9 protein-coding genes and 1 pseudogene are annotated in these 14,879 nt (G+C 52.3%); 7 read left to right on the top strand and 3 right to left on the bottom strand.

From position 1 onward, the window contains the following. The first annotated feature begins 324 nt into the window (after positions 1 to 324). Together SERAS12_RS12040 and SERAS12_RS12035 are read left to right on the top strand one after the other, a co-directional pair. Positions 325 to 1,710: a diaminobutyrate--2-oxoglutarate transaminase gene (locus SERAS12_RS12040; protein ID WP_174270191.1), complete on the top strand. Its 1,386-nt coding sequence runs from the start codon at positions 325 to 327 to the stop codon at positions 1,708 to 1,710. A gap of 18 nt (positions 1,711 to 1,728) precedes the next feature. Next, a complete protein-coding gene (locus tag SERAS12_RS12035) occupies positions 1,729 to 3,201 on the top strand; it encodes an aspartate aminotransferase family protein (protein ID WP_004944506.1) in 1,473 nt (490 codons plus the stop codon). Positions 3,202 to 3,278: 77 nt separating this feature from the next. Here the strand turns inward: SERAS12_RS12035 and SERAS12_RS12030 are convergent, their stop codons facing one another. After that, positions 3,279 to 3,983 (bottom strand): SDR family NAD(P)-dependent oxidoreductase, encoded by a 705-nt coding sequence (locus tag SERAS12_RS12030; protein ID WP_013812911.1) that lies wholly within the window; start codon positions 3,981 to 3,983, stop codon positions 3,279 to 3,281. A 142-nt stretch (positions 3,984 to 4,125) separates the two neighbouring features. Between SERAS12_RS12030 and SERAS12_RS12025 the strand changes: the two genes are divergently transcribed. Next, a complete protein-coding gene (locus SERAS12_RS12025) occupies positions 4,126 to 5,058 on the top strand; it encodes a LysR family transcriptional regulator (protein ID WP_013812910.1) in 933 nt (310 codons plus the stop codon). 376 nt (positions 5,059 to 5,434) lie between these two features. On the opposite strand, the gene SERAS12_RS12020 is transcribed toward SERAS12_RS12025, so the two are convergent. Beyond that, complete coding sequence (locus SERAS12_RS12020; RefSeq protein WP_013812909.1) at positions 5,435 to 6,991, bottom strand: alpha/beta hydrolase; 1,557 nt, start codon at positions 6,989 to 6,991, stop codon at positions 5,435 to 5,437. Between the two features lie 403 nt (positions 6,992 to 7,394). On the opposite strand from SERAS12_RS12020, the gene SERAS12_RS12015 reads away from it, so the two are divergent. The 3 genes and pseudogenes from SERAS12_RS12015 to SERAS12_RS26540 all read left to right on the top strand — a co-directional run. Continuing rightward, positions 7,395 to 9,830, top strand: coding sequence for a glucose/quinate/shikimate family membrane-bound PQQ-dependent dehydrogenase (locus SERAS12_RS12015; protein ID WP_041416579.1), 2,436 nt, complete (start codon positions 7,395 to 7,397; stop codon positions 9,828 to 9,830). 255 nt (positions 9,831 to 10,085) lie between these two features. Next, complete coding sequence (locus tag SERAS12_RS12010; protein ID WP_013812907.1) at positions 10,086 to 12,185, top strand: bifunctional diguanylate cyclase/phosphodiesterase; 2,100 nt, start codon at positions 10,086 to 10,088, stop codon at positions 12,183 to 12,185. A 323-nt stretch (positions 12,186 to 12,508) separates the two neighbouring features. Next, positions 12,509 to 12,631: pseudogene (locus SERAS12_RS26540) on the top strand (resolvase); the annotation flags it as partial. A gap of 3 nt (positions 12,632 to 12,634) precedes the next feature. Here SERAS12_RS26540 and SERAS12_RS12005 read toward each other — a convergent pair. Continuing rightward, on the bottom strand, positions 12,635 to 13,837 hold the full coding sequence (locus SERAS12_RS12005; protein ID WP_013812906.1) for an MFS transporter: 1,203 nt from the start codon (positions 13,835 to 13,837) through the stop codon (positions 12,635 to 12,637). Between the two features lie 103 nt (positions 13,838 to 13,940). On the opposite strand from SERAS12_RS12005, the gene SERAS12_RS12000 reads away from it, so the two are divergent. Beyond that, on the top strand, positions 13,941 to 14,864 hold the full coding sequence (locus SERAS12_RS12000; protein WP_013812904.1) for a LysR family transcriptional regulator: 924 nt from the start codon (positions 13,941 to 13,943) through the stop codon (positions 14,862 to 14,864). Positions 14,865 to 14,879: the final 15 nt, after the last annotated feature.

Genomic DNA, 14,879 nt, shown 5'->3' with positions numbered 1-14,879 from the left:
TCCGCCTCCGCTTAAGGCCGCGACTGGCGCGGTCTGGCGGACGAGCCAGCCCCCGACGGCCAGTCTATCGCCACACAAAAAACGTGTCTAAATGTTGTCAGCAAACATTTTAGCCGGCCGGTGCGACCTCGGGGGAGCCATGAACGGTCACAAAAACAGCAACATATTGATTGAGACAGAAAAAACACAATAAAATCAAGGGGAAATAAGCTATTGAGTCCCAGGCTAAAAAGCCATATATTGTACGCGATTTTTTACCGGGTTTACTTTTAAATTCAATCAATTCAACCAGGGCTTTTTGATACCCCCGGTTGTAGGAGAGATATGATGACGGATAAAGTCCGTATTGACACTTTAGTTGCGAATTCATTAAACGGAAACAATGAAACCTATTTGGCGAGACAGGCCGAATTTGAATCGAATGTCAGGAGTTATCCACGCAAATTGCCACTGGCCATTGCCAAGGCGGAAGGCGTGTGGATCACAGACGTTGAGAATAATCAGTATCTTGACTGCCTGGCTGGCGCCGGAACCTTGGCGCTTGGGCATAACCACCCTGACATGCTGAAAAGCATCCAAGATGTCATTACCAGCGGCTTGCCGTTACATACCCTCGATCTGACAACACCGTTGAAAGATCGTTTCTCCGAATACCTGCTCTCCTTGTTACCCGGCCAGGGTAAAGAGTATTGCTTGCAGTTCACCGGTCCTTCCGGCGCAGACGCCGTTGAAGCCGCACTGAAACTGGCAAAAAAACACACTGGCCGCTCCAGCGTGATCAGCTTCTCCGGCGGCTATCATGGCATGACCCATGGCGCGCTGGCGGTAACGGGTAACCTGTCACCGAAAGAAGCCATCAACGGCATGATGCCGGAAGTCCAGTTTATGCCTTACCCGCACCTGTACCGCTGCCCGCTGGGCATTGGCGGCGAGGCTGGCGTCAAGGCATTGACCTACTATTTCGAAAACCTGATCAATGACGTCGAAAGCGGCGTACGTAAACCTGCGGCCGTCATTCTGGAAGCCGTTCAGGGTGAAGGCGGCGTTAACCCGGCCCCGGCCGAGTGGTTGCAGCGCATTCGCAAAGTCACTCAGGAACACGGCATTTTGCTGATCATCGATGAAGTTCAGGCTGGCTTTGCGCGTACGGGCAAATTCTTTGCCTTTGAGCACGCGGGCATTGAGCCGGACATCATCGTAATGTCTAAAGCGGTAGGCGGCGGCTTGCCATTGGCCGTATTGGCCATCAAGAAGCAGTTTGACGCCTGGGAGCCTGGCCACCATACCGGTACCTTCCGCGGTAACCAATTGGCGATGGCTACCGGCCTGACCACCCTGCAGCACCTTAAAGACAACCAGATTGCCGAAAAAGTGGCCGCCCAGGGCGAATGGCTGAAAGCCAAACTGGCCGAGCTGCAAAAACGTTATCCGGTGATAGGTCACGTGCGTGGTCTGGGCTTGATGATTGGTATTGAGATCGTCAAACCTGGCGAAGCGCAAGATCATATGGGTTGCTACCCTGCCGATGGCCAATTATCCGCATTGCTGCAGAAAAAATGCTTTGAAGCCGGGCTGATTCTGGAACGCGGTGGCCGCAATGGTTGCGTACTGCGTCTGCTGCCTTCCCTGCTGATCACCAACGATGAGTTGGGTATTTTCCTGGATAAATTTGAACAAGCCCTGTTAGCGGCCGGCGTCAAACCCGTCTGAGTGGAGTGAATGACCGCGATGTCCAAGTTAAACCCGATTCTGGCGGCCTCGGCGCAAAGCACCGAGGCATACCAGCAAGCGATTGCACAAAGTAGCCAGGCCGTTGTGCAGTGGCTGCAACAACCTGAGATGTATCAGGGGAAAACCGTTGCCGAACTGCGTGAACGCATTACGCTCGATTTCAATCCACAGGGCCTGGGCAACCAGGCCGCGATTGAACGCGCGATTGAGTACTTTTTAAAAGACAGCCTGTCGGTTCACCACCCGCAGTGCGTGGCGCATTTGCATTGCCCAAGCCTGGTGGTCAGCCAGGCCGCTGAGGTCTTGATTAACGCCACCAACCAAAGCATGGACTCCTGGGATCAAAGCCCATCAGCCACCATCATCGAGATGAAGTTGATCGAATGGTTGCGCACCCAGGTGGGTTACCAGCCTGGCGATGCCGGGGTGTTCACCAGCGGCGGTACCCAGAGCAACCTGATGGGCCTGATGTTGGCGCGCGATGCCTTCTTTGCGCGCCAGGGGCACTCTATCCAGCAGGATGGCCTGGTCGGCAACCTGAAAAAGATTAAAGTCTTATGTTCTGAAAACGCCCACTTCTCGGTGCAAAAGAACATGGCGTTGCTGGGACTGGGTTATCAATCAGTCACGCTGGTGAAAACCGATCGGTTCGCGCGTATGGACCTGAACGATTTAGCCGAAAAAGTGGCGCAGGCCGAAGCCAATGGCGAGCAGATCCTGGCGATTGTAGCGACCGCAGGCACCACGGATGCCGGCGCTATTGATCCCCTGCGCGCTATCGCGCAGTTGGCGGCGAAACACCAGATCTGGGTGCATGTCGATGCAGCCTGGGGCGGTGCATTGTTGCTGTCGGAGAAATACCGCGATTATCTGGATGGCATTGAATTGGTGGATTCCATTACGTTGGACTTCCATAAGCAATTCTTCCAGACCATCAGTTGCGGCGCCTTCTTGTTGAAAGAAGCCCGTCACTATGAGCTGATGCGCTATCAGGCGGCCTACCTGAACTCCGAGTTCGACGAAGCGCAAGGCGTGCCGAACCTGGTGTCCAAATCGCTGCAAACCACCCGCCGTTTCGATGCGTTGAAACTGTGGATGGGTCTGGAAGCGCTGGGGCAAAAGCAGTACGCGGAGATCATCGATCACGGCGTTACGCTGGCGCAGCAGGTTGCGCACTACATCGGCGATCAACCGTCGCTGGAACTGGTTATGCAGCCACAGTTGGCCAGCGTCCTGTTCCGTTACCTCCCGCCACAGTTGGCGGCGAGCGGCGACGCGGCGATCGCCTTGCTCAACCAACGGATTGGCGATGCCTTGCTGGAATCGGGCCGCGCCAACGTGGGCGTTACCGAGTTTGATGGTGTCACCTGCCTGAAAATGACGTTATTGAACCCGACCGTCAGCCTGGAAGACATTAAAGTGTTGTTGGCGCTGGTAGAAACCACTGCACAGCAGTTGCCGACCGCTTAAACCCGGTTTGCCGTTAAAAGCCGATAGCATTCTGCTATCGGCTTTTTTATCGCAGATTTACGCGCAGTCTCCCCCATTTACCAAGGCACAACCCGGCCCAGGTAATCGAGGTAATGCAGCCCCGAGCGCCCGGCATACTCTTCGATCACGTTGACCAAATTCGGGATGCTTTCTTCGATGGTTAAGCGGGCTTGCGCCCCGCCCAGATCGGTTTGTACCCACCCCGGCGCCATCAGCATCAGCGTCCTGGGATCGTCACCGTGACGCGCGGCAAAACTGCGCATAAACATATTCAGCGCCGCCTTGCTGCCCCGGTATACTTCATACTGCCCATGAGTGTTATTGGTCAGGCTGCCTTGCCCCGAAGACATCACGCCTATCGTCCCGTCTGGAGCAACCCTCTGCTGAAGTCTCTCTATGGCCCGCATCGGGCTCAGCGCATTCGTCACCATGACCCGGATGAACTCTTCGGTCGATACGTCCGCGATCGTTTCTCTGTCGTCGTTTTTGACGCCGGCGTTGACGAAAAGCATATCAATTTGCCGCTCGCCGAGCCGCGCATGCAGTTCCTCAAGCTGTGCAGGCACCGTGATGTCGACGGTCTCAACCTCCAGCGAGCCAAGATATTTTTCCGCCAGTTGGTATAGTGCACCTTTGGAGCCGTCGCGTCCTGTAGCGATCACTTTATGACCGCGCGCCAGATATTCCTCCGTCATGGCAAGTCCCAACCCACGGGATGCGCCAATCAGCAGAACGGTCTTTTGAGCAGAACAGGTTGGCATAAATTATTTCCTCCAAACATGAGATATCTTGTCATGCAGTAAATATAACCAAGCATAATAGAAGGCGGAAGACGCAGCGTTTGCAGTTATAACCTGTATGCAACGCCTTATCTTTTTTCTTTGGCCAAGGAGACTAAACAGCGTGACGGAACCCGATCTCAACCTACTCATTGCCCTAGACGTGTTACTGGCCGAAGGCAGCGTGGCTAGCGCAGCGCGGCGTCTTGGGTTAAGCGCCTCGGCCATGAGCCGCACGCTCAGCCGCTTGCGCACGGCAACCGGCGATCCGTTACTGGTGCGCGCCGGGCGCAACATGGTGCTGACACCTTATGCCGAAGAGATACGCGAGCGTACGCAAAATACCGTTTTTGAGGCACGCGCCGTGCTCCGCCCTTCTTCAGCGGAGCTGGATCCGGCCACGCTGGAACGCACCTTTATCCTGCGTACCAACGACGGCTTTGTGGAGGCTTTTGGCCCTGCGCTTATCGCGGCAGCGGCGGCGGCGGCCCCTTTGGTGCGTCTGCGCTTTGCGCCAAAACCCGAGAAAAGTTCAAAGCCTTTGCGAGAAGGTTTGGTTGATCTCGAGATCGGTGTGTTGGGTGACATGGGGCCGGAAATACGCCTGCAGGCGCTATTCAGGGACAGGTTCGTGGGGGTGGCAAGAAAGGGTCATCCGCTGGCGCTACAGCCTGACGTGACCCTTGAGCACTATGTTGCCTGCGGGCACGTTGTCGCCTCGCGTAGCGGGCGGATAGCCGGGCCAGTGGACCAGGCGCTGGCGGAGCTGGGGCTGGAGCGGAACATCGCCGCCGTGGTGCCGAGTTTTCCCGCCGCGCTGGCGGTAGCTCAGGCGTCTGACCTGGTGGCGCTGGTGCCCGCCTCTTTTCTTATCAATCAACCCATCGTTAGCGGGAACGGGGTTGTCGCCGCACTTTTCGCTTTTGAACTGCCGGTAAAAACCCAGGGCATTACCGTCTCGCAAATGTGGCATCCGCGCTCCGAAGTGGATCCCGCCCATCGTTGGCTTCGTCAATTGGTATTGACTGTTTGCCGCCGGCAGGCACCGGAGTCATGAAAAAGCAAACAGATGCCGTGATGCGTTTCTTATGCCGGAGTAAAACGTCGGATAGAGTAATACAAGCTTGAAGGGTTTAGGGCAAAGAGACCCACGAGGAGTGTTGGTTGGGATAATTACGCAGCGTAACCATTATCATGAAAGGTATTTATTGGTTTGATTCATTTGGCTTTAATAGTGCCCACTATGCAGTGCATTAAAACGATGACGCCCAATCAATCGAAGCACTGCATAGTGGAGCGGGAATATTAACGTAATGAATTCGGATTTCTAACCTTATGTAACTAAAGAAACCGAAAATACAAAGATAAAAGCGCCAGAAATATCGAAGACACAATATATTGGCGCTCACCGGTCTATTAATTATCCATTAGAACTAACACTTTTTATTGGCCCTTACTTTTTCAGGGGAAATAAAATAATCAATCACTTCATCATCTACGCATTGATTGACGTTAGAAAGCGCAATCGTATGCCCGTCGCCATTCACCGTAATCAAAGGGCCATTAAAAAACGTCGCCATCCGTTTGGCTCCCTCATAAGGAGTCGCAGGATCATAACGTTGTGCAACAAATAACAATGGCGGCAACTCGGCAGAAACGGCGGGAGTATGCGCCGGCATTTTTCCTTTAAATGGCCAGAGGTCGCAGACATTACGCGGAGATTGCGTTTTTACCGGGTAGTTACTGAAAGGGGATGCATCCACTAACTTCTGTTCTTTGAGCCGGCTCTGTTCAAGATCACCCCCCGGATTGGCCGAATCGATGCAGCCGATCAAGGTTAAATTAGCGGCCTCTTCGTCAGCAGCGCTTACGGCGTTCACGTCAGAGTTGCTGTCTGTCAGGTAGTGGGGTTTGGGGGTGTTTACCGCTCTGGGTCGGATGTTTTGTTCTGCATCGGTAGCCTGATCCGCTGTTTTATCCAAAATGGCCAACGTCGAGTAATCAAACTTGTCGCTATCGATTGAACGCAGCAATTTAGCCAGCTTTGGCCAATCTTCTGAAGAATAAAGCGTTTTTGTCGTCGCACTAATGATATTGCTCGCGCCTATTTCCTCGCCGTTTTCATCCGTCAGCGCCCGATTATCTGCCTTTTCCAGCAATGAATGATAGATCGCCGTGGCATCGGTTTTCGTTAATTGGCACTGCTGCTCTTCCTCACAATAAGCGGCAAAACGTTCGAATGACCGCTGGAATGACAATGCCTGTTTGTAATCACTGCTGAACGCATCGTCCGAGATATCCATCACCCCATCAAATACCAGAGCCCTTATGTTCTTCGGAAAGCGCTCTGCGTAGAGTGCCGCTACCTGGGTGCCGTACGAGAAAGCAATAGCATTCAGTTTATTCTCACCCAAAGCGGCTCTGATAACGTCCACATCATTGACCGCCTCATCCGTACCCAGGTGTTTCAGGACGTTGAGCGTCGTGCGGTTAATACAGCCTTCCAGCCAGGCCTTACTCACTTTTTCAGCCTCGGCGGTAGTAGCCGCATTGCCTGCATCGTCGGTATCGTTATCCGGCTGAGTGGAACATGAAATTTTTGGCCTGGATTGCCCGACGCCTCGTGGGTCATAACCGACAATATCGAAACTTTCATTGAGTTCTTCCGTTTCGATAGGCACCTGTATCCCCGGCAGCCCTGGCCCGCCGGGAATCGACAGCACGCTGCCCAGCCTTTCCCCGGTAGCAGGTAAACGCGTTACCGCCAACCTGACTTTTTCATGGGTATTGTCACTGTCATAGGATAAAGGCGCTTCCACATAGCCGCATTGCAGCCGTGCTGGGATCGCTTCCCCGCCGAACCATTGATTAAACGGGCTGCTTTTGCAGGAAACCCAGGATATCGGCTGAATCTGGGATGGCAGCCCACGAGCAAAAGCTGCTGGTGAGCAAAAAATGACGGCAATAAAAACTATTGTCGGAAACCTCACACTACCCCCTCGATTAAACAAAAACTAAGGCTATAAATCGTCCAGCCCTTAGTTATATACGGAAAATACTCTCAAGAAATTAATGAAACTAAAGAAATCTACTTTTTACACACTGGCTATTTTTAAGGTGTATCCCGCGACAGGACGGCAAAGTAGTTTAGGTAGGTAATTAATTAAAGGGATGCTGAGGGGGAGCGTGTTGAGTTCCAACCCTGAATTTTTATTAATAACCCAGCTTAAAAGCAACATATCCTTAACAGCCTAACGAATCAAATGGTACAATCCGTCACATTCACTGTTTAATTTTTTGTTACGCTCCCCGTCTCAGTGCAGGGCGCGGCACAGCGATTACACTTTGGTAAACCAGGTAGTAAGACACATTATTTTCGGAGACTGCATGAACATGTCTGATTCAAATACCCGGCCGGGTATAAAGCTTAAATTATGGTGTTGTTTATTAGGGGTAATTCTTGCCGTTGTAGGCTTATTTTTCGCCATCGCCGGCGGAAAGTTAGTCTCGCTCGGCGGCAGCGCCTACTTCCTGATTGCCGGTATCGTCACCCTGCTTTCCGCCATCCAATTCTTCCGTCGCAAATCCTCGGCAGTCACGCTGTTCCTGCTGGTTTTCATCGGCACGCTGATTTGGTCAGTGGCCGACGCCGGTTTTGATTTCTGGCCCTTGATTTCGCGGCTGATGGTGCCAACCGGCCTGATGATTCTGGCCTTCCTTAGCTGGCCTGCACTGCGTAAACCGGAAGGGAAATCGCCGCTGGCGAAACTCTCTTATCTGCTCTCCGCCGTGTTGGCTGTGGGTATGGTCGGCGCCTTCGTGCAGATGTTCCAGCCGCACCCCACCGTCGCTTTCAGCGGCCAGCAATTGCCGTTGATCCCGGTCGATAAAGCCAAACAGCAAAAAGACTGGGAAAACTACGGCAATACCCCAGGCGGCAGCCGGTTCGTGGCGCTTGATCAGATCACCCGCGACAACGTGAAAGATCTGAAAGTCGCCTGGACCTTCCACACCGGCGATACGCCGATCAGCCCTGGAGGCAACGGCGCAGAAGACCAGCAAACGCCGTTGCAAATCGGTAACCGCATCTTCCTGTGTACGCCGCACAACAACGTCATCGCCGTCGAAGCCGATAGCGGGAAAGCGATCTGGAAGCGTGAAATCAACGCGCAGTCGCAGGTATGGAACCGCTGCCGCGGCCTGGCTTACTTCGACGCCACCAAAACCCTGCCACAGCCGACGGTCCCAGGTTCAACGCCTGCGGCGCCGGTCCAGCTTGCGGCCGGTGACAGCTGTCAACGCCGTATTCTGATGAACACCATCGATGCGCGCCTGGTGGCGATCAACGCCGATAACGGCGAGTTCTGCCAGCACTTTGGCAACAACGGCATCGTCGATCTGAAAGCCGGCCTGGGCGATGCCTCGGATCCGAAATACCAGTTGACCTCCGCCCCTACGATGGCGGGCACCACCATCGTCGTGGGTGGCCGCGTGGCTGATAACGTGCAAACCGACATGCCTGGCGGCGTGTTGCGTGGCTTTAACGTGATCACCGGTGAAATGCGTTGGGCGTTCGATCCGGGCAACCCAGACCCGAATGCGGCGTTGAAGCCGGGCCAGACCTTTGTGCGCAGTACGCCGAACTCCTGGGCACCGATGTCCTACGATCCGGCGATGAACACCGTATTCATGCCGATGGGCAGCTCTTCCGTGGACCTCTGGGGGGCTAACCGCAACGCTCTGGACCACAAATACGGCGCGTCCATTCTGGCGCTCGATGCGACAACCGGCAAAGAAAAGTGGGTTTATCAGACCGTACATAACGATCTGTGGGATTTTGATATCCCTATGCAACCAAGCCTGATCGATTTCCCGATGAAGGACGGCACCACCCGCCCTGCACTGGTCTTCGGCGGTAAAACCGGGCAGATCTTCGTGCTGGATCGCCACACCGGCAAACCACTGACCGAAGTGAAAGAGCTGCCGGTGAAAACCCGCAACATCCCGGGCGAGCAGTATTCGGCGACTCAACCCTTCTCTGTCGGCATGCCGCAGATTGGCGCAGAGAAGTTAACCGAATCCGACATGTGGGGCGCAACACCGTTCGATCAGTTGATGTGCCGCATCAGCTTTAAATCGATGCGTTATGATGGCCTGTTCACCGCGCCAGACACCGATCTGTCACTCAGTTTCCCTGGCTCGTTGGGCGGCATGAACTGGGGGGGATTGTCTACCGATCCGAACAACCACTACATCTTCGCCAACGATATGCGTTTGGGCCTGTGGGTGCAGATGATCCCGCAAAAAACCGACGCCAATGCGCCGGCCAGCAACGGCGGCGAATCGGTTAACGCCGGTATGGGCGCAGTGCCGTTAAAAGGCACCCCTTACGGCGTCAACAAGAACCGCTTTATGTCGCCACTGGGCATTCCATGCCAGAAACCGCCGTTCGGCACCCTGTCCGCTATCGATCTGAAAACCCAGAAAGTGGTATGGCAAGTCCCGGCCGGTAGCGTGCAGGATACCGGGCCATTCGGCATTAAAATGCGCGCCCCAATGCCGGTAGGCATGCCAACGCTGGGCGGTACGCTGGCAACCCAGGGCGGCCTAGTGTTTATCGCCGGCACCCAGGATTACTACCTGCGGGCATTTGATTCATCCACCGGTAAAGAAGTGTGGAAAGCGCGTCTGCCGGTCGGCAGCGGCGGCACCCCGATGAGCTACGTCTCACCGACCACCGGTAAGCAGTACATTCTTATCTCCGCCGGCGGCGCACGCCAGTCACCGGACCGAGGCGACTACGTGATCGCTTACGCGCTTGATAAGTAACGCTCAAGGTTAGCAATAACAAAACGCCCCTTTCACATGACAGGGGCGTTTTTTATGAATTAGCGTTAATCCATAGAAAACAACCTTCCTTATTACAAGAATAATCCTACTGTTTTACCCGGCATTATATCCCATTCTTTCATCGGCTTTTTACCGCGTTAAGCCCGGTCATTGGCATATTCCCGCAGGCACGAATATTATTAAAACAGTTCCTTTTGGAGCGAATCTCAGGCGGTTTTCATAAAGGAACAAGACATGAGCGTTTTACCTGATCACAGTGATGACATTCATCCTATTGATATAGCTAATGTAATTTTTGACGGGTTACCGAATCTCATTGGCGTGGGTAAAAGCCTGGGCGGACGTTTTAATAAAGGGTGGCGCGAATATACCGGTGGAGCCTCGTTTGATAATGAGGATAGCGGCTGGTTGAAAGCCCTGCACCCGGCTGACTATGCGCCGGTGCACAGCCTTTGGCAGCAGGCAATGGCTACCGCTGCCTCGTTCGTGAATGAAAGCCGTCTGCGCCATTGCAGCGGTGAGTTCCGCTGGTTTTTGCTGTCGTTCAACGCCGCCAAAGATCCCCAGCCTGAAGAGCCGCGCTGGTCTCTTACCTGCGTGGATATCCACGAGCAAGTGCTGGAAAAACATATCCTCGCCGCGACCTTGGCTGCGCAGCAAAACATGCTCGATGCCAGCGTCGACTGCATCAAGATCATCAATAATGACGGTTCGTTGCTGCACATGAACAAAGCCGGCTGCATTGCTCTTGGCCTGGATGAAAACCAAAAACAGTTTGGCATGTCGTGGCTGGGGCTGCTGCCGGTAGAAATACGCAAGCGCGGCAGAAAAGCGCTGCGTAAAGTGTTGAATGGCCGCAATGCCAGATTTGCCGGCCTTAGCAGCGCACCGAATGGCAAGATGCAGCACTGGGATAATATCCTCAGCCCGGTCACCGATAAAAATGGCCGGATACAAAATATATTGTGCGTTTCCCGCGATGTGACCTCGCAAAGAATAGCCGAGAAGCGTTTGCTGATCGCCAGTGAATATGACGAACTGACCGGCCTGCCTAACCGACGGTTATTCAAGAAAAAGTTAAAACAGGAAATGAAACGCGCCCTGAGCAACAATAAATTGCTCGGGTTGATTCTGTTGGATCTCGACCACTTTAAATTGGTTAACGACACCCTTGGGCATGCCGCAGGCGATCATCTGTTGCGCGTGTTATCCAAAAGGCTCACGGCGCACCTGAACCCTAACTCTTTTGTTTCCCGGCTCGGCGGCGATGAGTTTGCGGTGGTTATCAGCGACGTGGACGATGAGCAGGAAATCTTCAAAATCGCCAATAACTTTCTATTGCAGCTCGAATCACCGATCACCCACGGCGGTAAGGCGCTGCATTGCGGCATGAGCATCGGTTGCGCCGTTTATCCTCAGGACGCCCGCGACCCATCGGAACTGATGAAGTGCGCCGATACCGCGCTGTATGAACTTAAAGACGGCGGCCGCGGCGGCGTTTATATGTTCAATCAGCAGATGATGGAGAAGGCAAAGGCGCGCGCCTCACAGCTTAACCACGCACGGCAGATTGTGCGTGATAACCGCATCCGCCCCAGCTATCAACCGAAGGTCAATTTGGCCAACGGCGCTATCGTGGGTTTTGAGGCGCTATTGCGCTGGTATTGTCCGGTAAACGGCATGCAGTTGCCGGATACCGTCAGTGAAGCCTTCAGTGACTATGAGCTGGCGACAAAAATCAGCGAAGCCATGCAGATGAAAGTCTTTACCGACATCTCGCGCTGGATCGATGCCGGGGTAGACGTCTTGCCGGTGTCGTTGAACGCGTCCCCTATCGAGTTTTTACGCGACAACTATGCCGAAACCTTCCTGCAACGATTGCTGATGTTCCGCATCCCGCACCACCTCATCGAGCTGGAGGTCACCGAACATGCGTTCAACAAACACGGTTCGAAGTATGTTTTGCGGGCCTTGCAAATGCTCAAGGAAATGGGCATCAGGATTGCGCTCGACGACTTTGGCACCGGGCATTCGGCCTTTACGCATATCATGAACTACCCGCTGGACTGCATTAAACTGGATTGCGATTTTATCCGCCGGATGAACGACGAGCCGGCCATATTGGGCATCGTCGAAAGCATGGGCATTTTGGGACAGAAATTGTCCATCGATATCATCGCCGAAGGGATTGAAACAGAGCAGCAACGCCAGACGCTGTGCGACGCCGGTTTTTATTTTGGACAGGGTTTCCTGTTCAGCAAGGCCGTTGAGGCGCCCAACGTGCTTAACCTGCTGCGGGCCCATGTTCGCGATAACGAAGAAATCGACGACTAATGGCTCCGTTTGGCAAACGGAAATTATGTACCCGAACAGCGTAAGCGGTGAGAAGTACAAGATAGAGGTCACGAGTTTTAAGGCTGCGTTTTTTACAAGCAATAATGAACACTTAACGCCATACATAAAGGAAAATGGATATGACTGTAGAAATTAATAATTACCGAAGAACGCGGGCAACCTGATCTATTAAGCCTGCTCCAACAAATAGGTGGCATACCTGCCTGAGGCTCGGTGTGCAGTGGAACAGTAATATCAGGGCAAGGCATGATCGGTGAAACCCGCAGTATCGGTGTAATGCTCCCCTGATTTCCAGGTCGCTTCAGAAAGTTCTGTACTACCGACAGGTAAAAAAACTCAGTATCCGGGAAACTGCGGAAGCTACAGGTTACCGCCCCTCCCAGATATGTCGAATACAGGCGCAGTACCGATTAGCAAACAAATAGTGGTTAGGGTGACATTGCTGACAGATGAACACGTTTAGCCAGTTTCTTTTGCAGAATGATAACGATAATTGGGAACCCTGATGCGGAAATTGCACATATCGCCAGCAACCTGTTCACATTTTGTGGTGCTATGCCATGATCAGGTAATAGAAAAGCGGAAAGGAAAAATGCGACGGTTGTAATCAGATACATGATTGATGTCTGCAATGAAGAGAATCCAGCTCGTTGCCTATCATCAGGAAACTGAATCGTAACCGCTGAAGATGAAACCAGACGACTGTAAGATGCACCGAGAAATAAAGTAATAAATAACGCTGCATGCTGATAGCCCAGGATGGGTATTAGCAAACTCAGTATAAAGACTATGGTTGAACCTGTAGCCAGAATCAAAGCAGAAAAACGGGTGGTTAACACGCCTGTAATTTTTGTAGACAGGTAACCAGTAACCCCCCCACCGAAGAACAGCCAAGGCAACAAGTCTTGCGAAGCGCCCAACTGCTGGGTCATTAATGGTACCAGTATAGGAATGACCAGCATTGGACTAAACTGTACAAGCGCATTACAGGAGGCGAACAGTAAGGTATCCACATCGAGAGGCTGCGGACGGAGCCTCTCGAGAGAGACGGGGTCTTGGGGGATGATGGATACAATCAGTGGCAATGCCAACAAACAAAGTGTACTTATTAACCACAAAGCAACATGCCAACCATAATTTGTGCACAAAAATAATATAGTGGGCATTCCTGCAATGCTTACCACCGAAAATGACGCAATCACCGTCGCCAACATTTTTCCGCGCAAGTTAGTCGGCGCGTTGTTTATCAATATGCTTATACCCACACCCATTGTCGTCCCTCCAACCAACCCTGCGCAGAATCGTAGTGTAAGCAGAAGACTAAAACTGGAGGTGAACGTAGTCAAAAATGTCAGCAGGCCTAATAGTGCCATATTGGCGATTAAAAAACGTTTCTTATTGAAACGACCAATCCAGTAAAAGGCGATAACTCCCGAAAGGACTGCACCAGAGGTGTACATACCGGACACATAGCCTGAGAATGATACGGGAACTGCGAAATCTGCTGCCATAAAAGCAAAAACAGGGTTGAACATCATATATTCCAGCGCATTGGTGAACTGGATAAAAGCCATTGCAATGGCTATCCGCATGAGGGCTTTATGATTAAACGTCTGTGTGACCAGTGGCATAGCAAGCAACCTATGGATGAAAGATATCCGAGTTTAACCGCTATCAATGGTGTTCATTACATGGTAAAAATGGCACTTATTATTATCATATATGGGATAGTTGATGCGTTCGGCTCTTGATTTTAATACCCTGAAAGTGTTCATTGCTGTGGTTGAAAGAGAAAGTTTTGTTGGGGCATCGAAAGTCCTTGAAATGCCGACATCAAATGTGAGTCGTTGTATTTCTCAGTTAGAAGAAAAACTGAATCTTCAGCTCATTGAGCGCAGTACCCGACATATGAAACTCACCCAGGCTGGGCACTTACTCTATACCCGAGCGAAGCCATTACTGGAGGCGCTTGAGCAAACCGAGACAGAATTAACGTTGCGCCAAATGCAACTCAAGGGTCCATTACGCATCTGTATTCCCAATGAAATAGGTCCTGCATTGCTGGGTTCTGTTATTGCCGATTTCGCCTGTCAGTACCCGGACCTGGAGATCAGTTGTGTCACAAATTTGTCAGGTTTCGAATCCCTGCGAGATGATCTGGATTTAGCTATCATTATTACCCGTGGTCAGATGGATGACAGTGACTACATAGCCCGTCATCTGGTGACTATCCCTTGCACCATTGTTGCAGCCCCCTCCGTCATTCAGCGTTATGGCACCCCTTCTCATATTCAGCAACTTGAAGAATTACCCTGTATTACAACGGTAAGTGCACTGAAAGGTGCTCCCTGGCAGTTTGTCAATAAAAAGGGGGGATTCGAGACCATTAAGGTTAAAGGGCATTATCGGGTAAACAGCGGAGAGATGGCAGGACGAGCTGCGGTATCCGGTGTCGGTTTTGCAATTCTATCGAAACAAGCCTGCCAACCCTACATTAGCGATGGACGGTTAATCGAGGTTAAGTTTGAACAATCGGCAGCCCCATTGCAATTGTTCGCACTTTATTCAGATCGGCGTTACCTGCCCGCTAAAACAAGAGCGCTCATTGATTTCATACATCAGAGATTGAGTCATATACCCTCGACGGATTGTGGTTGAAAAATAGGATTAACG

Source organism: Serratia sp. AS12 (assembly GCF_000214195.1).
In the GTDB taxonomy this organism is placed as follows: domain Bacteria; phylum Pseudomonadota; class Gammaproteobacteria; order Enterobacterales; family Enterobacteriaceae; genus Serratia; species Serratia plymuthica.
This window is presented reverse-complemented; position numbering and strand designations above follow the sequence as displayed.